This window comes from Pseudomonas sp. JAI120 (assembly GCF_014207255.1).
GTDB lineage: Bacteria > Pseudomonadota > Gammaproteobacteria > Pseudomonadales > Pseudomonadaceae > Aquipseudomonas.
Genome location: NZ_JACHCZ010000002.1, coordinates 427811 through 451891, shown reverse-complemented (window position 1 = coordinate 451891; position 24081 = coordinate 427811). Strand labels below are relative to the sequence as shown.

General features: G+C 62.5%; 18 protein-coding genes. 6 read left to right on the top strand and 12 right to left on the bottom strand.

Annotated features, from left to right (window positions below; genetic code table 11):
• Window positions 1-30 precede the first annotated feature (30 nt).
• The 12 genes from HDC32_RS13900 to HDC32_RS13845 form a co-directional block, all read right to left on the bottom strand.
• On the bottom strand, window positions 31-795 hold the full coding sequence (locus HDC32_RS13900) for an ABC transporter ATP-binding protein (RefSeq protein WP_184744454.1): 765 nt from the start codon (window positions 793-795) through the stop codon (window positions 31-33).
• A gap of 13 nt (window positions 796-808) precedes the next feature.
• Entirely contained in the window at window positions 809-1927 is a 1119-nt protein-coding gene (locus tag HDC32_RS13895) for a succinylglutamate desuccinylase/aspartoacylase family protein (RefSeq protein ID WP_184744452.1), read from the bottom strand.
• Window positions 1928-1936: 9 nt separating this feature from the next.
• A complete protein-coding gene (locus HDC32_RS13890) occupies window positions 1937-2647 on the bottom strand; it encodes an ABC transporter permease (protein ID WP_090408453.1) in 711 nt (236 codons plus the stop codon).
• The gene (locus HDC32_RS13885; protein WP_184744450.1) at window positions 2644-3372 is read right to left on the bottom strand and encodes an ABC transporter permease; all 729 of its coding nucleotides are present in this window, start codon (window positions 3370-3372) and stop codon (window positions 2644-2646) included. Before HDC32_RS13885 ends, HDC32_RS13890 begins: the two co-directional genes overlap by 4 nt.
• A gap of 57 nt (window positions 3373-3429) precedes the next feature.
• Window positions 3430-4209: a transporter substrate-binding domain-containing protein gene (locus HDC32_RS13880; RefSeq protein WP_131697235.1), complete on the bottom strand. Its 780-nt coding sequence runs from the start codon at window positions 4207-4209 to the stop codon at window positions 3430-3432.
• 234 nt (window positions 4210-4443) lie between these two features.
• On the bottom strand, window positions 4444-6078 hold the full coding sequence (locus HDC32_RS13875; protein WP_184744448.1) for an ATP-dependent DNA ligase: 1635 nt from the start codon (window positions 6076-6078) through the stop codon (window positions 4444-4446).
• Window positions 6075-7079 (bottom strand): ligase-associated DNA damage response exonuclease, encoded by a 1005-nt coding sequence (locus HDC32_RS13870; RefSeq protein ID WP_184744446.1) that lies wholly within the window; start codon window positions 7077-7079, stop codon window positions 6075-6077. The genes HDC32_RS13875 and HDC32_RS13870 overlap by 4 nt, the downstream gene beginning before the upstream one ends.
• Before the next feature lie 140 nt (window positions 7080-7219).
• Complete coding sequence (locus HDC32_RS13865) at window positions 7220-9661, bottom strand: penicillin acylase family protein (protein WP_184744444.1); 2442 nt, start codon at window positions 9659-9661, stop codon at window positions 7220-7222.
• Between the two features lie 166 nt (window positions 9662-9827).
• Window positions 9828-10028 carry an SEC-C metal-binding domain-containing protein gene (locus HDC32_RS13860; protein WP_003189235.1) on the bottom strand — a complete coding sequence of 67 codons (201 nt, stop codon included), beginning with the start codon at window positions 10026-10028 and terminating at the stop codon, window positions 9828-9830.
• Window positions 10025-10507 (bottom strand): LEA type 2 family protein, encoded by a 483-nt coding sequence (locus tag HDC32_RS13855; protein ID WP_131697231.1) that lies wholly within the window; start codon window positions 10505-10507, stop codon window positions 10025-10027. Before HDC32_RS13855 ends, HDC32_RS13860 begins: the two co-directional genes overlap by 4 nt.
• A gap of 23 nt (window positions 10508-10530) precedes the next feature.
• Window positions 10531-11001, bottom strand: coding sequence for a YchJ family protein (locus HDC32_RS13850; RefSeq protein ID WP_145335016.1), 471 nt, complete (start codon window positions 10999-11001; stop codon window positions 10531-10533).
• 654 nt (window positions 11002-11655) lie between these two features.
• Window positions 11656-13800 (bottom strand): TonB-dependent siderophore receptor, encoded by a 2145-nt coding sequence (locus HDC32_RS13845; protein WP_184744925.1) that lies wholly within the window; start codon window positions 13798-13800, stop codon window positions 11656-11658.
• 409 nt (window positions 13801-14209) lie between these two features.
• On the opposite strand from HDC32_RS13845, the gene HDC32_RS13840 reads away from it, so the two are divergent.
• From HDC32_RS13840 to HDC32_RS13815, 6 genes are all read left to right on the top strand, one after another.
• Window positions 14210-15016 (top strand): ABC transporter ATP-binding protein, encoded by an 807-nt coding sequence (locus HDC32_RS13840; protein WP_145335014.1) that lies wholly within the window; start codon window positions 14210-14212, stop codon window positions 15014-15016.
• Window positions 15013-15996 carry an iron ABC transporter permease gene (locus HDC32_RS13835; RefSeq protein ID WP_145335012.1) on the top strand — a complete coding sequence of 328 codons (984 nt, stop codon included), beginning with the start codon at window positions 15013-15015 and terminating at the stop codon, window positions 15994-15996. The genes HDC32_RS13840 and HDC32_RS13835 overlap by 4 nt, the downstream gene beginning before the upstream one ends.
• On the top strand, window positions 15993-17033 hold the full coding sequence (locus HDC32_RS13830; protein ID WP_145335010.1) for an iron ABC transporter permease: 1041 nt from the start codon (window positions 15993-15995) through the stop codon (window positions 17031-17033). Before HDC32_RS13835 ends, HDC32_RS13830 begins: the two co-directional genes overlap by 4 nt.
• A gap of 28 nt (window positions 17034-17061) precedes the next feature.
• A complete protein-coding gene (locus HDC32_RS13825; RefSeq protein ID WP_237683037.1) occupies window positions 17062-18000 on the top strand; it encodes an ABC transporter substrate-binding protein in 939 nt (312 codons plus the stop codon).
• 194 nt (window positions 18001-18194) lie between these two features.
• On the top strand, window positions 18195-19187 hold the full coding sequence (locus HDC32_RS13820; protein WP_131697226.1) for a TauD/TfdA family dioxygenase: 993 nt from the start codon (window positions 18195-18197) through the stop codon (window positions 19185-19187).
• A 67-nt stretch (window positions 19188-19254) separates the two neighbouring features.
• Window positions 19255-24060, top strand: a complete 4806-nt coding sequence (locus HDC32_RS13815) for a non-ribosomal peptide synthetase (RefSeq protein ID WP_184744442.1) — start codon at window positions 19255-19257, stop codon at window positions 24058-24060.
• Window positions 24061-24081 lie beyond the last annotated feature (21 nt).

Here is a 24081-nt window from a genome sequence, read left to right as displayed (position 1 = left end):
TTCCACAGACCCTCCAGGCGTCGCAAAGGTTTACTTCAAATTGCCGCTCAGGAACTGTTGCAGGCGCTCGCTCTTGGGATTGCCCAGCACATCCTCTGGCGCGCCTTGCTCTTCCACCAGGCCCTTGTGCAGGAACAGCACCTGGCTGGACACCTTGCGCGCAAAGCTCATTTCGTGGGTCACCATGATCATGGTGCGGCCTTCCTCGGCCAGGCCCTGGATCACCTTCAACACTTCACCCACCAGCTCCGGGTCGAGGGCCGAGGTGGGTTCGTCGAACAGCATCACTTCCGGCTCCATGGCCAGGGCGCGGGCGATGGCCACCCGTTGCTGCTGGCCACCGGACAGGAACGCCGGGTATTGGTCCGCTACCCGTCCCGGTAAACCCACCTTGTCCAGGTAGCGACGGGCGCGGTCTTCGGCGTCCTTCTTGCTGCAACCCAGCACCCGGCGCGGGGCCATGGTGATGTTTTCCAGCACGCTCATATGGCTCCACAGGTTGAAATGCTGGAACACCATCGCCAGCCGCGTGCGCAGGCGCTGCAGTTCGGCATCGTCGGCCACGCGCATGCCATGGCGGTCGCTGACCATGCGGATCGCCTGGCCGTCGAGGGTCATGGCGCCGTCGTTGGGGGTTTCCAGGAAGTTGATACAGCGCAAAAAGGTGCTTTTGCCCGAGCCGCTGGCGCCGATCAGGCTGATCACATCACCGGTCTTGGCCTTGAGCGAGACACCTTTGAGCACCTCATTGTCGCCATAGCTTTTATGCAGGCCTTCAACGGTCAATTTGTACATGGGGCGTGCATCCTCAAGGCGAAAGTAGATAGCCGCTGCGGTAGGCCTCGGTGCCTGCGACATGGCCGATGACCATCCCGGCAGTGGCCATACGGCGCAGCGAACGGGCGTAAAGCAGTCCGGCCTTCTGGCAGTGCACGGGCGTTACGCGGTCGGTAATGGGGTCGATGATTTCGGCGATCAGTTGCCCGGCTTCCAGGTATTCACCGGGCAGGGCGCTGAATACCAGCAGGCCGCCCACCGGTGTCGCCACGGGTTCGACGCCCGCCAGCGGCGTAGCGGGGTAAGGCAGTGCCGGCAGCGGCGCTACGTCGCCGGTGATCGCGCCGAAGTGGATCAGGTAGTCGATGATTGCCTGGCAGTCGAGGGCGGCCAACCCATGGTTGACGTCGCCCTGGCCGCGCAGCTCGACGGTCACCGAAAAGCTCCCCATGGGGATCGGGAAGCGCGTGCCGAAACGTTGCTGCAACTGCCACCACACCAGGGTGAAACACTCATCGAAGGACTGCCCGCCGGAGTCGGTGGCGAGCAAATTGGCCTCCGAGCCGAGATAGCGCGCCAGCGGTTCCACCTGCGGCCAGGATTCGGGCGTGGTGTAGAGGTGCGCCACGGCTTCGAAGTCGCAATGCAGGTCCAGCACGATGTCGGCGTCGCAGGCCAGGCGTTGCAACACCAGGCGTTGGGAGTGCAACTGGGTCTCCGCGATTTGCATGGCCAGGGCAGCGCTCAACGCGGCGCGAATCAGTTCGACATTTTGTTGCGGGTTATCGCCGAGCGAGCCCTCGACCTGATCGCCGACGGTATCGCTGAGGTCGACAAACAGGCGATTGAAGTTCTGCCCGCTTTCCAACTCGTAGCGGCCCAGCGGGATATCCATCAACACCTGTTCCAGGCCCACCGGGTTGGCGATGGGCACCAGCACGATTTCGCTGCGCAAGCGCCCGGCGGCGGCCAACTCGGCCAGGCGCACCTTCAAGTGCCAGGCCACCAGCATGCCCGGCAGTTCATCGGCATGCAGCGACGACTGGATATAGACCTTGCCTTCGGCGTGTTCGGGGCCGAAGTGGAAACTGTGAATCTGCCGCGCCGTGCCGGGCACCGGCGCGATCAGATCGTGTACCTGATGACGCATGAAGGCTCCTTAATGGCTTGGCCCGAGAAACGCCAGCCAGCGGCGCTCCGCCAGACGAAACAAACCGACCAGGGCAAAGGTCACGGTCAGGTAGATCAGCGCGGCGATGCCGAATGATTGGAACGTCATGAACGTGGCCGAGTTGGCGTCCCGCGCCACCTTGAGGATGTCTGGAATCGTCGCGGTAAACGCTACCGTGGTCGAGTGCAGCATCAAGATCACTTCGTTGCTGTAGTAGGGCAACGAGCGGCGCAACGCCGACGGCATGATCACGTAGGCGTACAGCTTCCAGCCGCTCAAGCCATAGGCCTTGGCGGCCTCGACTTCGCCGTGGGCCATGCTGCGGATGGAACCGGCGAAAATCTCGGTGGTGTAGGCGCAGGTGTTGAGCGCGAAGGCCAGGATCGTGCAGTTCATCGCATCGCGAAAGAACGCATCCAGCACCGGTTGTTCACGCACGGCGGCAATGCTGTAGATGCCGGTGTAGCAGATCAGCAACTGGATATAGAGCGGCGTGCCACGGAACAGGTAGGTGTAGAACTGCACCGGCCAGCGTACCAGCGGGTTGCGCGATACACGGGCGATGGACAGCGGGATCGACACCACAAAGCCGATGACCAGGGCGGCGCTGAGCAACCACATGGTCATCGCCAGGCCGGTGATGTGCTGGCCGTCGCTATAAAGGAAGGGGCGCCAGTATTCCTGCAAGAGTTCGATCATCGCACCGCCTCCCGTGAGCCTGCGGAGTAGCGACGTTCAAGACGACGCAGGACGAAGTTGGACGCGCTGGTGATCAACAGGTAGATCAGTGCGGCGAGCACCAGGAAGTAGAACAGCTGGTAGGTGCTTTTGCCGGCATCCTGGGCGGCCTTGACCAGGTCCGCCAGGCCGATGATCGACACCAGGGCCGTGGCCTTGAGCATCACCATCCAGTTGTTGCCGATACCCGGCAGGGCAAAGCGCATCATCTGCGGGAAGGTCACGTAGCGGAAGCGTTGCCCGCGCTTGAGGCCATAGGCCGTGGCGGCTTCCAGCTGGCCACGGGGGACGGCGAGGATCGCGCCGCGAAACGTCTCGGTGAAATAAGCACCGTAGATAAAGCCCAGGGTGATCACCCCGGCGCTGAATGGGTCGATCTCGATATATTCCCATTCCATGAAGTCGGTCAGGCTGGTGAGCCAGGTTTGCAGGCTGTAGAAAATCAGCAGCATCAGCACCAGGTCCGGTACACCGCGAATCAGTGTGGTGTAGAGCTGGGCGGGAATGCGCAGGAAGGGCAGGCTGGAAAGCTTGGCGCTGGCGCCGAGCAGGCCCAGCAATACGCTGACGGCCAGGGACAGCACCGACAACTTGATGGTCATCCAGGTGCCTTGCAGCAACAACGGGCCGAAACCCTTCAAGCTGAGTGCGCTCAGCCCGAGGGTTTGCAACAGTTCTTCGAACATAAATCAGGACCTATGGCGATAAAAAAGCGCCCCTTGAGAGAAGGGGCGCCCCAGGCATTATTTGCCGCTGTACAGGTTCAGATCGCCGAAGTGTTTCTTCTGGATGGTGGCGTAGGTGCCATCATCGTGTAACGCTTTGATACCTTTATCCAAAAGGGCCTTCAGTTCAGTGTTACCTTTTTTGATACCGATGGCGGTTTTCGATGGCAGCAATGGGTCATCGATGGCGGCGCTGACTTCGTAGCCGACACCGGCCGGGGACTTCAAGAAGCCCAGTTCGGCTTGCAGCATGTCCTGCACCGAAGCGTCGAGACGACCGGAAGTCAGGTCGGCATAAACCTGGTCCTGGTTGGCGTAGGCCTTGGTGGTTACACCGGCTTTATCCAACACGGCCTTGGCGTAGGCTTCCTGGATGGTGCCTTGCTCGTAGCCCACGGATTTGCCCTTGAGGGACTCTGGCGTCGAGTAACCCGCGCCTTTCTTGAACACCAGCGAAGTCGGGCCGGAGAACAGTTCGCTGGAGAAGTCGATGGCCTTCTCACGCACCGGGGTCACGGTCATGGACGAAATCACACCGTCGAACTTGTTGGCTTTGAGGCCTGGAATCATCCCGTCGAAGTCACTTTCGACCCACTTGCACTTCACTTTCAGTTCGGCGCAGATCGCATTGCCCAGGTCGATATCGAAGCCCACAAGGCTACCGTCGGCGGCCTTGGATTCGAACGGAGCGTAGGACGGATCGACACCAAAACGCAGTTCCTTGTATTCCTTGGCCAGCGCGGTACCGGCGGCCATGCACAGAGCCAGTGCAGAAAGGGTCAGCAATGCTTTTTTCATTATGTAATCCCTGGAAACCAAGATAAGCGCTTGTGGCGCGTTTAGGACTGTTACTGAACGGTGTCAGACGGATCACGAGTAGCAATTTCTGCACCATAGTTCCGAATGAGCGTTTTAAAAGGTGGGACAAGGGAGTCATGAGTGTAGGAGATGCCCGAAAATGGGCGTTGAAAATTGATCGCACCATTTCAGGTCATAAGGACATTCAAATGTGGGAGGGGTGGTGAATTTATGTCAGGCCAGAAGATCTTGCAGGGTGGCCAGGCTGTCGGCCTCCTCTATCGTCTTGTCCTGCCGCCAACGCAACATCCGCGGGAAGCGCACTGCAATCCCGCTCTTATGCCGCTTGGACAGGGCAATGCCTTCAAACCCCAACTCGAACACCATGCTTGGCGTCACGCTGCTGACCGGGCCGAACTTCTCCACGGTGGTCTTGCGCACGATGGCGTCGACCTTGCGCATCTCTTCGTCGGTCAGCCCCGAATAGGCCTTGGCGAAGGGCACCAGCGTGCGTTGGCTGCCGGGCGGGCCATCCCACACGGCAAAGGTGTAATCGCTGTAGAGGCTGGCGCGTCGGCCATGGCCGCGTTGGGCATAGATCAACACCGCATCGACACTGAAGGGGTCGACTTTCCACTTCCACCACAGGCCCATGTCTTTGGTGCGGCCCACGCCGTACAGGCCGTCGCGTGCCTTGAGCATCATGCCCTCCACGCCGAGGCTGCGGGAGGCTTCGCGTTGTTGTGCCAGGTCCTGCCATGTGGCGCCCGTCAGCAGTGGCGAGGGCATCAGCACAGGTTGGTTGCACTGGGCAATCACCTGTTCCAGTTGGGCACGGCGTTCGGCCTGGGTGTGGTTGCGCCAGTCGTCGCCCTGATGTTCCAGCAGGTCATAGGCCAGGACGGCGACCGGTGCATCGTCGAGCACCTTTTTGCTCAGGGTCTTGCGGCCAATGCGTTGTTGCAGCAGGGCAAAGGGCTGCACCGCGTCCTTCCAGACCACGATCTCGCCATCGATCACCGTGCCATCGGGCAGCCCACTGACCAGGCTGTGCAGTTCGGGGAAGCGCTCGGTCACCAGCTCTTCGCCCCGCGACCAGATCCACAGCCGGCCATCACGCTTGACCAGTTGCGCGCGAATGCCGTCCCATTTCCATTCCACCTGCCAGTCGACGGGGGAGCCGAGCAAGGCGTCGAATTGCTCCACCGGTTGCGCCAGCCCATGGGCGAGAAAAAACGGATAGGGCTGTCCGCCCCGTTGTGCATGTTCGTCGGATGATTCGGCGGCGATCAGCTTGAGGTAGCCTTCGGCTGTCGGTCGGTTGGATAAATCGGTGTAGCCCACCAGCCGCTGTGCCACGCGCTTGCTGTCGAGGTCGGCCATGGCTGCGAGCGCGCGGGTGACCAGCAATTTAGACACGCCGACGCGAAAGCTGCCGGTGATCAGCTTGATGCACACCATCAGGCTTGGCTGGTCCAGTTGCGCCCATAACGCCGGCAACCGTTCGGCCAGGTCCAGGGGCGACAGGCCACGCAGCGGCAGGAGTTTTTCTTCCAGCCATACGGCCAGGCCGTCCTCGGAGGTGTAGGTGGATTCCGGCAGGAGCAGGGAAATCGTCTCGGCCAGGTCGCCTACAGACTGGTAGCTTTCTTCGAACAGCCACGGTTCGATGCCGGACGCTTCGGTGGCCATGTCCCGCAGCAGGCGCGTGGGCACCAATTGCCGGGGGCGCCCGCCAGACAGGAAATACACGGCCCATGCGGCGTCTTCCGGCGGCGCTTGCAGGAAGTAGGTTTGCAGGGCTGCGAGCTTGGCATTGCTGGAGGTGGTGGCGTCGAGGTTGGCGTACAGCTCGGCGAAGGCTTTCATGCCGTGGCCTCTTCTTCGTCATCGCCGTATTCAGTGGTGAAGCCCTGGGCATCCAGGCCTTTTTCCCGCAGGTGGCGTACCAATACGCCGACAGAACCGTGGGTGACCATCACCCGTTCGGCGCCGGTTTGTTCGATGGCCCACAGCAGCCCGGGCCAGTCGGCGTGATCCGACAGCACGAAACCCCGGTCCACCCCTCGCCGTCGCCGGGTACCGCGCAGGCGCATCCAGCCGCTGGCGAAGGCATCGCTGTAGTCGCCAAAGCGCTTGATCCAACTGCTACCGCCAGCGGACGGCGGTGCGATGATCAGGGCCTGGCGCAGCAACGGGTCGGTCTTTTTGAAATCTCCGGCGTAGAGGGTTTCGGGGATGTAGATGCCGGCTTTGCGGTACACCCGGTTCAACGGCTCCACCGCACCATGGCTGAGGATCGGGCCGATGCTGGCATCAATGCCATGCAGGATGCGCTGGGCTTTGCCGAAGGAATAACAGAACAACACGCTGGCTTTGCCGGCGGCGATATTGGCCTGCCACCAGTCGTTGATCCCGGCAAAGATCTGCGCCTGGGGCTGCCAGCGGTAGATCGGCAGGCCGAAGGTGGATTCGGTGATAAAGGTGTGGCAACGCACCGGTTCGAAAGGCGCACAGGTGCCATCGGGTTCCACTTTGTAGTCGCCTGAAGCCACCCAGACTTCGCCTTGGTATTCCAGGCGCACCTGGGCCGAGCCGAGTACATGCCCGGCTGGGTGAAAACTCAGGGTCACGCCGTGGTGCACGAGTTGTTCGCCATAGGCCAGGGTTTGCAGGTTGATGTCCTGGCCCAGGCGCGAGCGCAGGATGCCTTCGCCGGGGGCGGCGGCCAGGTAGTGCTGGTTGCCGCTGCGAGCGTGGTCGCCGTGGGCGTGGGTGATGACAGAGCGTTCCACCGGGCGCCAGGGATCGATGTAGAAATCTCCGGCGGGGCAGTAGAGGCCTTCGGGCCGGGCGATGACAAGATCCATGGGCTGACCGGGGCGATGGGCTTATCAGGTATGAGGCGGGGGCGAGCGCAGAAGTTCTATCTGAATGCATGTGGGCCAAATGTGGGAGGGGGCTTGCCCCCTCCCACATTTGGATCCGGTTTCGTCAGGTGGAAGTCAGGTCACTTGCCTGGGGTCAGGGTCAACCTGGCCTTGCCATACACCTTCTCGAAGTTCTGCGGCTGCATCGGGAAGCTCAGGTATTGCGCCTTGAGCGATGGGTCGATGCCATTGGCGTAGTTCGGGCTCGCCGGGTTGCCGGATTGGCCGATACCACCTTGGCCCATCATCGGTTCCAGCTGGCCGAAGTCGACGATCATGCGCAGCGCCGGCACCTGGGTGGTGTTGAAGTCCTGGCCCCAGTTGTACGGCGCCGGGTTCAAGGTGTTGTGGTCGCCACCGGACGCCAGTGGGCCGCGAATCACTTGGCCGCTGGTGTTTTTCCAGGTGGTGCTGTGCAGCTTGCCCCACTGCCAGGCCTTGTGGTCAGCGCCCAGTTGGCTGTCGCCGGCGCTGATCGCGGCGGCCAGGCTGCGGGCGAGGATGGCGGGTTTGTCTTCTTTTTGCGCGGTGCGCACGTCGTCCCAGAACGGGCTGTCTTCGCGGCCCAGCAGGTGGTCGGCCTGGGCGGCATAGGACAGGTTGGCGTTGCTGACAAAAGCTTTCCAGCTGGCGCTGTTTTCCGGGCCCAGCTCGTCAAGGAAGATCTGCCGGGTGCTTTCCTGCAGGAACAGCTCGTAGAGCGCGGCGTCTGCGGAGGTGGACACCAGGCGCCCATCGAACGCCATCAGGCGCGTCAGCGCTTCCCGTGCCTTGGCCTGCTCGGCGGCTGGCAGCGCATCAATCGCCTGTTTCAGCGGTTGGGCCATGCCCGGTGCCTGGAACATGGTCTTGAGCTTTGCGGCGAAAGTGGTGGTCTGGTCGTACTGCATGGCGATCATGCTGCGGCTGTCGTGCTTGCCGGCATTGGCCAGTTGCGCCAGGCGCTCGCTGCGCTCCGGTGCATCCCAGGAGTTGGACAACTGCATGCCGTAGCCACGCGGCGCGGTGCGCTGGTTGGCGGTGCCGATCCAGCCTTGAGCCGGGTCCTGGTCATAGGGGTGCAGCATCGCGTCGGCGTAACCGTCCCAGTCAAAGCGCGTATCCCAGCCCGGCGAGGGCAGCAGGCCTTCGCCTTCGCGCCGGTTGGGGAAGCGGCCGGTGACCTGCCAGCCAATGCTGCTGGCGTCGGCGAAGATCATGTTCAAGGCAATGGCGCGAATGTTCCGGGTTGCGTCCGAGGCCTTGCCGGCGTTTTGCGCGCGGGAGAGGTCGAAGAACGCGTCGAGGCTCTTGTCATCCTTGAAGTCGGCGGTTTGCAGGGCCAGGCCCAAGCCGCTGGTCAGGGCCTGGCTGCTGTTGAGCAGGGCACCGTGGCGGGTTTCGTATACCACTTCGCGAATCGAGCGTTGGCCCTTGACGAAGAAGGTTTCGTTACGCACCGCTGCCGGCAGCCATTTTCCGTTGTTCTCGTAGTACAACGCGCTGCCCTGGCGTTTGACCTTTTCCAGGAACAGGTCCTGGGTATCGCCCTTGACCGTGCTCATGCTCCACGCCACGTTGCCGTTGAAACCGGACAACAGGGTCGGCAGGCCGGCAATCGAGGCGCCGACGGCCTGGTATTTCGGTGCGCGAATCTGCACGTAGTTCCACGGTGACGGCGCCTGCGGCTGGGCGGCGAGGTCGCCTGCCAGCAGGCTTTTGCCGCTGCGGCTGCGTTGCGGGCCGATGGCCCAGTTACTCGACGTGGTAACGCCCAGCGAGTTGAGGCTGCTCAATTGCTGGCTGACGGTGTCCAGCCCGGCCAGGCCGGTGATCTGGCTGAGGTTCACGCCCTTGAGTTTCTCGGCCTCGGCCAGAGGGATCGGCTCATCCGGCGCGCTCGGCGTCAGCCAGGCGAGTTTGTCCGCGCCGACTTTTTGCGCCAGCACCAGGGACGCAAGTTCTTCCTGCAGGTTGGTCGATTCGCTGAAATTCAGCAGGCAGAACAGCAGCGCCGAATCTTCCGGCTTCCAGTATTCCGGCTTGTAGCCGGTCTGGGCCAGGTCCGGCGGCAGCTTGTCGCGGTAGCGGAACAGGTAGGCGTTGACGCCACGGGCATACACTTCGAAGAAGCGCTTGAGGCGCGGCGACGAGGCGTTATACAGCTCGCCGGCGCTTTTTTTCAGATTGACCGCACGCATGAAACGGTCCACATCCAGCACCTCAGGCCCGGACATCTCCGCCAGGCGGCCCTGGGCCAGCAGGCGCAGGGTGACCATCTGGGTGATGCGGTCACTGGCGTGTACATAACCGAGGCTGAACAGCGCGTCGTGGAAGGTGTTGCTTTCGATCAGCGGCATGCCCTGGGCGTTGCGGCGTATCGAAACATTCTGTGCGAGGCCCTTGATCGGCTGTACGCCGGCAACGGGGGGCAGGGTGTCCTGGGTGCTCTGGAGCTGGCAACCGGCCAGGCTTAATGCACTGGCCACTGCCGCGGCAACGCCGAACCGGGGAAGAAAATGTGAGAGGGCTGGCGAGGCCATGGCAAAGCTCCTGCGGGGGGTAGCGTCAGTAAAGGCGCTACGTTAGTGAGCGCGGTGAAACGACGCAAGCAGGAGTTGTGTAAACACATGAGTACTTAAACTTAAGCCTGGCGCAGATCGGTGTGGGAGGGGGCTTGTGCCCTCCCACCTTGGCCTTCAGCGCAACTTACGCGCCGTGGCACTTCTTGAATTTCTTCTCACTGCCGCACGGGCAAGGGTCGTTGCGGCCAACGTCCTTCAACGCATTGCGCACCGGCTCCTGGTGAGCGTGGCCGCAGTTCGGGCCGTGGACATGGCCGTGGTCGTGATCATGGTGATCGTGATCGTGGTTGCAGTCAGGACCATGGACATGGGGTTGCTGAGTCATCGATGTCGCTCCGGGATAAAATCGCCGGGGATTATCTCGCCATTGTGGTTCACCTGCACGTCATAACCGATGAATAATCCGGTTTTCAGTTCCCCCTCCAGACGATACGGCACAGGCTTGTCGGGTTTTTTCAGCATCTGCACCACATCGCGGATCTGCGGCCAGAGGTTGGTGCGCACCGACACCTTGAAAAATGCATGGCCCTTGGGCGGTACAGTCAGCCATTCATTGGACTCGCCTTCGGTGAGCACAAAATCATCCAGGGTGACCTTGTAGATCAGCCCACGCACGGTCAGGTCCGAGTCGTCGCGGTTATCCACGCGAAAGTACAGCTTGAATTTCTGCTCCAGCAGCTTGGCCCGCACCACTTCGACTTTCACCAGGGAGACGTGGGGTGGGGGCGAATTGTCTTCGAACCAGGAGACGCAACCGGTCAGGCCAAAGATTAACGCCAGCATCAAGCTGTAGATCCGAAGCATGGCGTTGGTCCTGTGGTAGGGAATTAGAGGTAGCTGGAACAACACTTCTTGAATTTCTGCCCACTGCCGCACAGGCAGGCATCGTTGCGTCCGGCTTTGACTTCCACCGTGGGGTCGATGAAGTACCAACGCCCATCATTCTGTACGAAAGAAGACTGCTCGCGGTGGCTATGTTCACCGGTGCTGTCATGCCAGCGTGCGGTAAAGGTCACGAAGGCGTGTTCCGGCTGGCCGCCGAACACCTCGGAACTTTCAACCTCCAGGCCGAGCCAGGTGCTCTGGGCGCTCCAGGCGCCGATGGCTTCTCGGTCCAGGCCAGCCTGTTGCGCGGGCAAAGTGGTGGCGACCAGGTAGTCCACCAGGCCCAGCACATAGGCGCTGTAGCGTGAACGCATCAGGGCGCTGGCGCAGGGGGCCGGGTGCCCGGCGTGATAATGGCCGCAGCAGGCATCCAGCAGGTTGCCACTGCCGCAGGGGCAAATGGATGTACTCATTTGATCAGGTACTCTGCTAACAGTTATATGTGTTTTATTTTTCATAAATCAGTTGCTGACCTAAATTAACTTGTTTCGCTTACCCCAAGCGCGTGTTGCAAATTAGCGACCGCCCTCTGCCTCATTGCAGGTCTACGGCAAGCCTCTCATCAAGCGTTCGTCATAGGTGAAGGTTAGTCTATGAGGTCATGCTATACGCGCAAACAAGTATGAGCGCATAACCGATGTTTGAATCGCCCCGGGTTTTGTAGGCGCCTCTTTGCCTTAAGCAGTGGTGGGGGCTCCCTTTCCTGCTTCGACAATAAAATAAATACCTTAGATTTCAATGGGTTGAATGCCAGATGCGAGTCTCGCTCCAGTTCGTCACTGCAGGCGCTCACTAAGGTCTGTAGCCTGTCGATTCAGCAGAACCATGTTTCTGCTCGAAGTCCTGAAAAAGCTAACCGCCAATCACTCCAGCCATAACATGGCCGGGATGATTGGCGGTTTTGCGTTTTTATCGCTTTCCAAACTTCGAAACCAGCACCGCTCTCAGTTTGGGAATCGGGGAGCCGCTATGCCTGTCGATCCTTGTTCCGCCCGCTGCCTCTGTCCATTAGGCAGGTAAGGCCGCGCGCCGCAGCAAGGTGCTCGCTCGGCGCGCGGAGCGGTAGATCACCAGTTGAAGTTCACCGAGGTCAGCAGGGTGCGCTCGTCACCGTAGTGACAGGTGGAGAAACTGCACTCCGCGTAGCGCTTGTCGGTCAGGTTGCTGGCGTTGACGGTCACGTCCCAGTGTTCGTCGATCTGGTAGCGCGCCATGGCGTCGAACAGGGTATAGGCTGGCATGGCGGAATCCATGCCCGAGGCCTGTATTGTACCCATGTAGCGAGCGCCGGCGCCCACGCTCAGCTGCGGGATGCCCCAGTTGACGAAGTCGTAGCGGGTCCACAGGGCTGCCTGGTGGTAGGGCGTTTCGTCGGTACGTTGACCCACTTCGGCGGCGATTGCGCTCTTGGTGGTGCGTGCATCGGTATAGGCGTAGGTGGCGATCACGCTGAGTGCCGGGGTGACATCCGCCTTGGCTTCCAGCTCCAGACCGCGGGAACGTACCTCGCCGGTTTGGCGGTACTCGTCGGTAGCTGGATCCTGCTTGAGCACGTTGGTCTGGGTCAGCTCATAGACTGCTGCGCTGAGCAGCATATTGCTGTCCTTGGGCTGATAGCGCACGCCTACTTCGTACTGTTTACCTTCGGTGGGGGTGAAGGTCTGGCCGGTGACTTCTGCAACGGAAACCGGGAAGAACGACTCGCTATAGCTGATATAGGGCGCCAGGCCGTTGTCCGCCAGGTAGACCAGGCCCGCACGCCAGGTGGTGGCTTCGTCGCTTTGGCTGGCCTTGGCGCCATTGCGATGCGCCGTCTGCTGCTGGTCAGCCCAGTCGTGGCGGCCACCTACCTGCAGGACCCACTTGTCGCCGAACTTGATCTGATCCTGGAAATAGGCACCTTTTTGCAGCATATCCAGCTGCGAGCCACGGTCCAGGGCGGGGCTTCTGTTGACCACTACGGGCTGACCATAGTTGTAGCGACTCAGGTCCAGGCTGGGGGCTACGCCTCGGAAGTTATGGGAGTCGTAGGAAGTGTCATAGCCGTCGAAACCGACCAGAACGGTGTGCTCGACGCTACCGAGCTGCCATTTCGATTCGATATTGGTATCGCTGCCCAGGGTTCGAGCACGCTCACGGCGATCACTGTATTGCCTTTGCAGAATGCCGGTCGTGGCGGCCTGATTGATCACCGCGGCAGTGACTGCCGGATTACCGGTTCTGACCTGCAGGTATTTCCACTTCACATCGGACTCGGAGTAACGCAGCTTGTGATTAAGCGTGAAGTGCTCGTTGAAGTGGTGGGTGAATTCGTACCCCAGGGCCGACATCTCGCCATTCATGTCGTCGTAGCCCGGCTCGCCGATAAAGTCGTGGCGGCCGATCTTGAAGGCGCCGTCACCCACACCTTTGACCAACTGATAGGGCAGGGGCGCGGGGAAACGCGTATCGGTCTTCTGGTAGAAGGACAACAGGGTCAGCGATGTGTCTTCGTCAGGGCGCCAGGTCAGCGCCGGGGCGATGTAGATCTTGTCGTCGTTGAGATGATCCTGCTGGGTGTCGCTGTTGCGGCTGAGCAGGGTCAGGCGATAGCTCAGGGTGTCGCTACCGGGCAGAGCACCGCTGAAATCGGCGGCGAGCTGCTTGCGGTCATTGGAGCCCGCCTGCAGTTGCAGCTCATGAAGCGGCGTTTCGGTTGGGCGCTTGCTGACGCCATTTACCATGCCGCCGGGCGAGAGCTGGCCGTAGAGCACCGAGGCAGCGCCACGGATGACCTCGACGCGCTCCAGGCCATAAGGTTCCTGAATGCCGTCGTAGGAGTTGTTCTGCAGGCGCAGGCCGTCTCGCAGCGAGCCGCCGGTGGCGGATTCGACCGAGAAGCCGCGGATGCGGAAGCGGTCCGCAGTGCGGTTGAAAGAGGTCGCACTGGCGGTGAACCCTGGCGTGTAGCTCAACACCTGGGCCAACGTTTCCGCCTGGCGGTCGCGGATCTCGTCGCTCGTCACCACAGACAGCGACTGCGGCGTCTCGGTGATCGGCGTATCGGTCTTGGAAGCGCTCATGTTGCGTTTGGCTACATAGCCGACCACATGCTCGGTGGGCTGTTCAACGCTTTGCCCGGTAACGTTGATGGCATCAATCTCCACGGACGCAGCCGTGGGTGCCTGGTTAGTCTCAGCGGCATGCAGGCTGCCCGTGCCCAGGCTGGCCATGGCCAGTGTGAGTGCGGTAAGGCTGAAGGCTGGGCGTCGGGCGAAACGTTCGGGGCTTAGGTGCGTAACCTGGCGCATGGCGAAGGAACATCCTCTGGTCTTCTTGTATGTGTGCGCAATGCGGAGGACATTCTGTGATCCTTCACGCCAGTGCGCCGTGGCAGTCAGCTGTAGCGCGCGAACTCTACATCTAAATGAGAAAGATTTGTACTAGCTCACAATTTATTGTCATCACTAAGATATTACTGCAAGCTACTACGTATAAATATTCAAGGCCTGGACGCTGCCTGATAGGCAATGCCCGCCCTGAGCTGGATGAGATTCGCGGTGAACCCGCATGCCTGGCAAGCTGCGCGGGCTCTGAGCCAGGCGGGCGCTGGCGCAGTGGTTCGAATTCGAGTGTGTATGCATGTTGAAAGCAATGGGGCTTCAGCTTCAATTCGACGGATTGAAGGTGCTGAATGACATCAGTCTGACCATTCCCGAGGGCTGCTTTACCGCATTGATCGGTGCCAATGGTTGTGGCAAGACCACCTTGCTGAACGTGCTGGCGCGCATGCTACGACCAGCCAGCGGCGACGTACTGCTGCAGGGTAAGCCTCACGTTCAGCTCTCGCGACGTGATCTGGCCAGGCAAATAGCGCTGTTGCCGCAACGCACCGCTTCGCCTGCCGGGATAACCGTGCGCGAGCTGGTCATGCAGGGGCGCTACCCCTGGCAAAGCTGGTGGCAGCAGTGGAGTGACGCCGATCAGCAGGCGATCGACCGCGCCGTGGCACTGGCCGACGTCGGCATGCTGCTGGACCGCACCCTGACCAGCCTGTCCGGGGGGCAGTTACAGCGCTGCTGGATTGCCATGACTCTCGCGCAGGAGACCCCGGTCATCCTGCTCGACGAGCCCACCACCTTTCTCGACATCGCTCATCAGATCGCCTTGCTCGAACTGCTCGCCGAGCTATGTGACCAAGGGCGCACTGTCGTCGCGGTTCTGCATGACCTCAACCAGGCCGCGCGCTATGCCGATCAACTGGTGATGTTGCGCCAGGGCAAGGTGCACGCCCAGGGCACGCCTGCCGAGGTCTTCACTCCGGCCAACCTCAAGGCTGTGTTCGATCTGGATGCGCACATTCTCATCGATCCGCATTCCGGTGATCCTCTGTGCGTGCCGGCTTCGCCTGCTCGCCTGCGCGCGCTCGACAGCCAGGTAGCCCGATGACGGGTGGGTGGCGCTGGCCGATCTGGTTATCGATCTTGATCGGCATCGGCCTGGCGTCGACGCTGCACCTGGCAGTGGGGGCCAAGTCGATCCCCTGGAGCGATGTCTGGCAGGCGCTGCTGGCGTATGACCCGAGTAATTCTGATCACAGCGTCATCCGCGGTTCGCGCCTGCCGCGCCTGTGGGTGGCGATGACTGTGGGCGCCTGCCTGGGGCTGGCCGGCACGGTGATGCAGGCCGTGGGCGACAATCCGTTGGCAGACCCGGGCATCCTCGGCATCAACAGCGGTGCGGCCTTGTTCGTGGTCATTGGCTTGCTGGTGCTACCCGGCAACGACATGACCATGATTCCCCTGTTTGCCTTCAGCGGCGCTCTGGTGGCCGCCATCGGCGTCATGCTGCTGGCCGGGCGCACGCCCAATCCGGTACGCCTGACGCTTTCCGGGGCGATGATGGCCGCGCTGTTCGGCGCTATCACCGCGATTCTGCTGCTGCTCGATCAGCAGGGCCTGGACAGCCTGCGCCGCTGGCTGACCGGCTCGCTGGGTATCAGCGGGGCAAACCTGCCAAGCTGGCTCTGGCCCTACCTGATCGTCGGCATGTTGCTTTGCCTGATCAATGTGCGGGCGTTGAATGCCTATCGGCTGGGCGCGCAGGTGGCCTCCAGCATGGGCGTCAACCTGTTGCGGATGCGGCTGCTGAGTTTGGCGGCCGTGGTGCTGCTGTCCGGTTGCGCAGTGGCGTTGGCTGGCCCCATCGGTTTTGTCGGGCTGGTAGTACCGCATGCGGCGCGGCTGCTGGTTGGCCACGACCTGCGGCAGCTGCTGCTGGCTACGCCGCTGCTGGGTGGCTTGCTGCTGGTGCTGGCCGATGTAGTGGCGCGCACCCTGGTGAGCCCTTACGAACTCAACACCGGCATCGTCACCGCGCTGATCGGCGGCCCGGTGTTCGTCGCGCTGGTGCTGAGGAAGCTCAAGTGAGTCGCTGGCTGACCACGCCAAGGCGTTGCCCCGGGTTGCCCTGGGTCGGCCGACCCATCGATGTGTTGGCGGCGTCTGTGCTGCTCTTGTTGCTGACGGGCCTGACGCTGTACGCGGCGGGCGTAGGTAGCTACACGATGGGCATGGCTCAGCTCTGGCAGGGCCTGTTCGCCGATGAGAAGGCGCTGTCGGCCAACGTGCTGTGGGAGTTGCGCCTGCCGCGCATCCTGCTGGCGATACTCGGGGGCGCGGCGATGGCTCTGGCTGGCGTGTTGATGCAGTCACTGACGCGCAACCCACTGGCTGCCCCGGGATTGGTCGGGGTGGAGGCGGGCGCCAGCGTCACCATGTTGCTGATCCTGGTGCAGTGGCCGGAGGCCTTGCCGCTGCCGCTCTATCCTCTGGCAGCGTTGCTCGGCGGTCTGGCGGTGGCGCTGTTTATCGTCGCGCTATCCTGGCGCGGTGGCATTGCCCCGCTGCGCCTGATTCTGGTTGGCGTGGGGCTGACGGCCATGCTCGGTGCCGTCGCCGATCTGCTGATCACCTACGGCAATATCGATCGGGTCGAATCGGCGCTGATGTGGCTTGGCGGCAGCCTGCATCGCAGTGGTTGGCCGCAGGTGCAGAGCCTGCTGATCTGGCTGCTGGTGGCGGGCATGCCCCTGTTGTTCTGTCATCGCCAGCTCAATCTCCTGCAACTGGGCGAGAGCGTGGCGCTCAGCCGCGGCCTGAATGCACCGCTGATAATGCTCTTGCTGTTGCTGTGCAGCGTCACGTTGACCGCAGCAACGGTGGCCAATATCGGCGTTATGACCTTCGTTGGCCTGGTCGCGCCGCACCTGGCGCGGCAGTTGTGCGGTGACCGGCATGGCGCGTTGTTGCCGCTGTCGGCCCTGTTCGGGGCCGTACTGGTTCTGTTGGGTGACACTCTGGGGCGCGCCTTGCTGCCGCCGTTGCAACTGCCGGCCGGTCTGGTGGTGGCGATTATCGGTGCACCTTATCTGTTGGTTTTGCTGGCGCGGCAACGCAACCGTTGACGCGTCGTCACTGAAGGACATGTCGAAGATGATGGTGAAGTTCAAAGCCCTTTCCCTGATAGCCTGTGTACTGCTGGGCCTGAGTTCGATGCAGGCTGTCGCCGCCGACACCCGTGTGTTCGAGAACCGTTTCGGCCGTGTCGAAGTGCCGGTCGCACCGCGTTGCGTGGTATCCCTGCATGACCTCAGCCTGACCACCCAACTGCTCGAGCTGGGCATAACCCCTTGCGGGTCCACGGGGCGCAAGAAGCTGTTCTCGGATGTGTTATTCCGTGGCGCTCAGCAGCGCTTCGATGTCTCCGGCATTCGCTATGTCGGTTCGCACCAGTCGCCCGATCTCGAGGCCATCGCGGCGCTCAAGCCTGACCTGATCGTCGGGCTGTCCTATCACCAGGACCTGAAAGAGCGCCTCAGCAGCATTGCCCCGGTGGTGCTGCTGCCGGCGCGCGAGGCCGACATCAAGACTTACGCCAAGGAGCTGGCCGAACTGGTAGGCAAGCAGCAGCGCTACCAGAAGCTGCTGAACGAATACCAATGGATCGTCGGCGAATTCGCCAAGCGGGTGAAGGAGCCGGGGCGTATCACGGTAACCACCCTGGAGGTCTATCCGGATGGTTTTCAACTGATCGGCCGTTCCGGCATGGATGACGTGATCGCCGACTTCGGCCTCGGGCGCGTGTCGGCCTTCAAGGAGGCGCGTCAGAACGTGCCTTACAGCCTGGAGCGCATTGGCGACTTCGACAGTGATTTCATCATCGATACCTATGAGGAAATGCTCGGTTCGGAGGCTGGCACCGAGGCCTTCCGCCGTTCGCCGCAGTGGCAGAACCTGTTCGCGGTGAAGAACCATCAGTTCCTATATTTCAACCGCAGTCGTTTTGCCGACACCATGCAGGGCATGATCGGCTCTGCCTACCTGCTGCTGTCGCATATCGGCGAACGCGATTACAACCTGCAGGAAAAGTGAGCCAGCCAGCCTGGGTAAGCGGCTACGGCCGCCCAGGTGATGGCTAAATAATGCCTCGGGCTCTGCTGCTTCGCGGCTTGTGTGCAGCAGTAAGTGCCCGAGATTTCAAGTTTAAATAATATTAATTCCTGTTTGATAATGAGTCAGCTTTGCGATAATTTTGTGCGTCTCGTCAGTAGCACCAAGGAACGCAGATGCTTACCGATTTGCTCAACCGTGCAAACCATTCACTCGATGAGGTTCAGGCGGGTGTCGAGGGACCGCTGCCCTTCGTGTTGCGCGCCCCAGTGCCCGGCGACTCCTGGCGTGATCACGCAGAGCTGATCCGGCGTGCCGCCGACAGCGACCTGCAGACCACCGGTGGCATCCTCTTTCGCGATTTCGCCTTCCGTGACGCCAACGACTTCGAGGATTTCACCCGCAGTTTCGGTCACGAGCTGCTGACCTACGACTACGCCTCCACGCCACGCACCAAGCTCAACAGCCGCGTCTATACCTCGACCGAATACCCCGCTCACCAGGTCATTCCGCTGCACAACGAGCAGTCCTACTCGTTGAACTGGCCGATGAAAATCTGGTTTCACTGCATCCAGGCCGCGCCGGTCGGCGGTGAGACGCCTATCGCCGACAGTCGCCTGATCTATCAGCGCATCGATCCCGCCATCCGCCAGCGTTTTGCCGACAAGCGCCTGATGTACGTGCGCAACTACGGCAATGGTCTGGATCTCTCCTGGCAGCAGGCGTTCAGCACCGAGGACCGCAGCGAGGTCGAGCGCTTTTGTCGGCTCAGCCACATCGACTTCGAGTGGAAGGACGACGGCGAGCTGCGTACGCGCCAGGTCTGCCAGGCCGTCGCGCAGCACCCAGTCACCGGGGAGTGGGTCTGGTTCAACCAAGCGCATCTGTTCCACATCTCCAACCTCCCGGCAGCGCTACGCGAAACCCTGGTGTCGATCGTCGGCGAGGAGGGCGTGCCGCGTAACGTCTTCTACGGTGATGGCTCGCCCATCGAGCTGGAGGCGCTGGAGCATGTGCGCGATGTTCTGCAGCGCACCCAGATCAGCTTCCCCTGGCAGGCGGGCGATGCGCTGATGCTCGACAACATGCTGGTCGCCCATGGTCGCTCCACCTTTCAGGGGGAACGCAAGGTGGTGGTGGCCATGGCCGAGCCCGCCTCGGCCGTCTGACGCTGAATAATCCTCGAAGCCACTGCCAGGTTGGCTGACCTCGAATCCTCACGATGAAGGACGACACATGTTCGATCGCCTGATGCATGACTGCTGGCTGCGCGGTATCCGCATGTCCGCGAGCGAAGGCTGCCTGATGATTTCCACTGGCTTGCCTGAGGCCCTGAGTACCGAGCTGGAGCGTGAGCTGCAAGCGCGCAGTGCGGAAATCCTGGCCTGGTTGGCGCGCCACCCGGACTACTTCCAGGCGCGCCCGCTCAACGATAACGAGCAGGCCCTATGGTTCCTGCAGCGTATGGAGCCCGGCAGTTGCGCCTACAACATCGCCCTGGCCGGGCGTATCAGGCCGCAGTACCTCTGGGCGGATCTGCCGCATCGTCTGGAGCGGGCCTGGCAGACGGTGCAGCAGCGTTATCCGCACCTGTGCAGTGCCTATGTCGAGCGTGATGGCGAGTTGCTGCAGTGGGACAGCCGCCCGCAGCCCACCTCACTGCAATGCGAAATCTGGCAGGACGCGGATGCGGCCAGTGTGCAGCAACGTGTCATCGAGCTGGCCGACAAACCCTTCGATCTGGCTGCCGGTGAGATCAGCCGGCTGGTGCTGTTGAGCAACCAGTTGGGCGACCGTGTCGAGCACACGGTGCTGCTGGGCATCCACCATATCGCCTCCGACCTGACCACCTTCGACGTGCTGTTCAGTGAGCTGTTCTCCCTGGTCGATGGCGACGTGCTTGCCGATGTCGACCCCGAGGCCTATCGCAACTGGTGCAGCGCGTTGTACCTGCGCAGCGAGGCGATCGAGGCCGAGGAACTGACCTGGTGGCAGGCGCAGCTGGCCGATGCGCCGACGTTGGAGCTGCCCACCGACTTCGCCCATGGCAGCACCCAGGGCTTCGAGGGCGGAGAGCTGTCGTTCCATTTTGGCGCGGACAACAGCGAGCGGCTGCTTGCGGTCGCCAAAAGCCTTGGAGTGACGCCCTACGTCTATTGGTTCTCACTGTTCCAGCAATTTCTCGGGGTGCTGTCCGGGCAGGATGATTTCGTTCTCGGTACGCCCAGTGGCTGGCGCCTGAAGCGTGAGCAGGCTGAACTGCCGGGCTATCTGGTCAACCCGTTGCCGGTGCGCTGCCGTTTGCGTCGTGACCTGTCCAGTGCTGAGTGGGCCAAGCAGGTGGCTGCCACTGTCCGGCAGACCTTGCGCCATCGTCACTATCCCTTCGCGCGCCTGGCCAAACATCTGGATCTGCCGCGGCAGAGGGGCCGGGCACCGGTGTTCCAGCACATGTTCACGCTGAACAAGGAGCGTGACGTGCCGTTCGAGCGCTACATCGAGCGCATGATTGGCGAGCAGCGTGGTGCGGCCCACGAATTGAACCTGGTGATCATCGATGACCTGCCCGAATTCATCGGGCGCTGGCGTTACAGCAAGGCGCTGTATCGGCGCGAGAGCGTCGAGCGTTTTCAGGCGCAGTTCATTGCCCTGGTCATGGCGGCCATGGAGCAGCCGGACGTGCCGTTTGCCGAATTGGACTGGCTGCCTCTCGAGCAGCGTTCGCAATTGTCTGGCGAACGCCTGCCGGTACCGGAAGAGAGCGCCTGGAAGGCTTTTGCCAAACACTGCATGGAGAAGCCCCAGGCCATCGCGCTGGAGGATCAGCAGGGGCAATTGAGCTATGCCGAACTGGCCAGGGCCGTGGTCGCCCGTGGCGAGCGCCTGCACGGTTCGCTGAGTGCGAGCGGTGATAGGGTTGCCCTTTGCCTGCCGCGCAGCCGCGAACTGGTGATGCATATGCTCGCCGCCTGGCAGTGCGGCGCGACCTATCTGGCCCTCGACCCGCAGTGGCCCGAGTCGCGTCTGCAGGACATCTGCCTGGATGCAACGCCCAGGGTCTATGTGGGTGAGGGCGAACGGCCAAACTGGTTACCGACGCAGGTGCAGTGGCTGGCCGTGCCGGTCGAGGCGCTGTTCAGCGATGCGCCGCTGCGCACCAGCGTGCCGGCGGACTTGCCGGCCTACGTGGTCTACACCTCCGGCTCCAGCGGACGGCCCAAGGGCGTGGAGGTGACCCAGGGCAACCTTATTCACTATGCCAGCGCCTGCCTGGCACGCCTGCGCTTGAGCGCCGACGCCAGCCTGACGAGTCTGGCCAGTTGCGCCACGGATCTGGGCCACACCGCCTTGTTCGGCGCGCTGCTCAGCGGCCGGCGCTTGTGCCTGCTGGACGAAGCGCTGGCCTTCGATGCCGAGGCGCTGGCGGCGCTGCTCGGGCAGCAGCCCGTGGACATGCTGAAGATCGTGCCCTCGCATCTCAATGCCCTGCTGGTGGCCAGCGAGCCGCAGCGCCTGTTGCCGCGCCAGTGCCTGGTACTCGGTGGCGAAGCCCCGGGCGCCGATCTGCTGGCGCGGGTGCGCGCCCTAAGCCCGCAGCTGCGCATCGTCAACCACTACGGGCCCAGCGAAACCACGGTGGGTGTGCTGACCCACGACGTCGAGGGTGAGGGTGACGCACCGCTCGGACGCCCCCTGGGCAACGTGCGAGTCAGCGTGCGCGGGCCGGATGGCGCAGTGCTGCCGGCTGGCGTCAGCGGCGAGTTGTATATCGAGGGCGCAACCGTGGCGCGTGGCTACCTGAGTGCCAGCGAGGCCGATCGGGCGCGCTTCGGTGCACTGGGTTACCGCACGGGTGACCGGGTACGCCTCGATCATCTGGGGCGGGTGCTGTTCCTCGGGCGCCTGGACGAGCAGGTGAAGATTCGCGGCTACCGCGTCGAGCCTTCGGAAGTGGCGGCGCAATTGCGTGCACTGCCCCAGGTCGATGACGTGCGCGTGCTCAACGCACCGACGCCATTGACCGGCAACCGCCTGGTGGCCTTCCTGGTCGCCGCGCCGAGCGCACTGGCGGACATTCAGGCCGCGTTGCAGGCACGCCTGCCGGACTACATGCAACCGGCGCAGTGGCATTGCCTGGAGGCGATGCCACTGCTGGCCAATGGCAAGGTCGATCGTCAGGCGTTGTTGAACCTGGCCGAGCAAGCGCCGCGTAATCTCGAAGCGCGTACCGAACAGCCGTTGAATGCACTGGAAAGCGCCTTGCTGGCGATCTGGCGTGAACTGCTGGGCAACCCGAACATCGGCCCGGACGACAACTTCTTCGCCCATGGCGGCGATTCGATTCTCGGCCTGCAGATCATTGCCCGCGCGCGCCAGCAACAGATCACCCTCACCCCCAAGCAACTGTTCGCGGAGCCAAGCGTGCGGGCGCTGGCGCGGGTGGCGCAGACGCCACAGCGCGCCAGGGTCGAGCGGCTGTTGGTGATTGCCCGGGAGATTCTGGAAAAGCCCGATCTGCAAGCCGACGACAACTTCTTCGCGGTCGGTGGCGACTCGATCCTCAGCCTGCAGATTATCGCCCGTGCCAAGCAGCAGGGCCTGCAGCTCAAGCCCAAGCAGGTCTTCGAGTTCCCTTCGGTCAGCGGCTGGGCCGAGCAGGCTGTGGACCTCGCCAGTGTGGCCGAGCACGCCAAGGTCGATAACGCCGAGCCGAGCGCCGCTTTCGCCCTGACGCCGATCCAGGCCTGGTTCTTCGACCAGCGGCAGACCACGCCACAGTATTGGAACCAGTCCCTGTTGCTGGCCGTTCACCAGCCGCTGGAACCGGCGCGTTTGGCCCAGGCACTGGCGATCCTGTTGCAGCGTCACAGCAGCCTGCGGTTGATCTTCGAGCAGAGCGGGCAGGGCTGGCAGCAACGCTATCAGCCGCTGTCGGCGGCGATGGCCGACACGCTGCTGCAGGTGGTCGAACAGCCGCTGGACGACGCGCTGCTGCAGCAGTGGCAGCAGGGATGGCAACTGGATCGAGCCCCTTTGATCCGCTGGGTGTATTTCACCGGCAGCGAGCATCTGCTGTGCACGGCGCACCACCTGCTGGTCGATGCGGTGTCCTGGCAGGTGCTGCTTGAGGAGCTGGAAAGCCTTTACCACGACCCGCAGGCTTCGTTGCCGGTGGTTTCCACCCGCTTTGATCGCTGGAGCGAGGCCTTGCAGCGTCATCGCCAGGCCCCCGAGGTGCTGGCCCAACGCGACTACTGGCACGCGCAGTTGGCCGAGGAGGGCGAGGTAGCCCGAGATGTCAGCCTGTATGGCGAAAGCCGCACGCTGGAAACGAAACTGTCCCTCGAGAAAACCGAATTGTTGCTGGGCGACTGCCATGGGGCCTACAGCACCCAGGTGCAGGATCTGCTGGTCGCGGCACTGGCTGGCGCGATCGGCCAATGGCTGGGGCGCGAGCAGGTTACCCTGGAGATGGAGAGCCACGGTCGCAGTGGCTGGGAGCAGGGCCCGGATCTGTCGCGGTCGGTGGGTTGGCACACCAGCCGCTACCCGTTGGCCGTGCGTGCCGCCGAACAGCCGGAGGAGGCGATCATCGCCGCCAAGGAGGCATTGCGCCGCGTACCGGAGCAGGGCATCGGCTACGGCCTGCTGCGCCTCGATCCACAGCACGGGCTTGGTGCCGCTTCGCTGCTTACCTTCAACTACCTGGGACGGGTCGACCAGTGGCTGGGTGGTTCGCGCCTGTGGCGCCTGGCGCAGCCGCTGTGCCCGGCCATGCGCGCCCCCGACACCCGCCGCACCCATCTGCTCGACGTGACTGCCCTGGTCGACCAAGGCCAGTTGCACATCGAATGGCGCTACGCCCCGCACGTGCATGACCAGGCCCTGATCGGCGCACTGGCGCAGCAGTTCCAGCAGGGTATCGAAGCCCTGCTCGAACACTGCCTGGCCCCCGAGGTTGGTCGTGCCACTGCTGCCGACTTCGCCGACTCGGGGCTTTCCGACGACGAATTCCTCGGTCTGCTCGAGCAACTGCAATGAGCACCCCCGGCGCCCCCACAT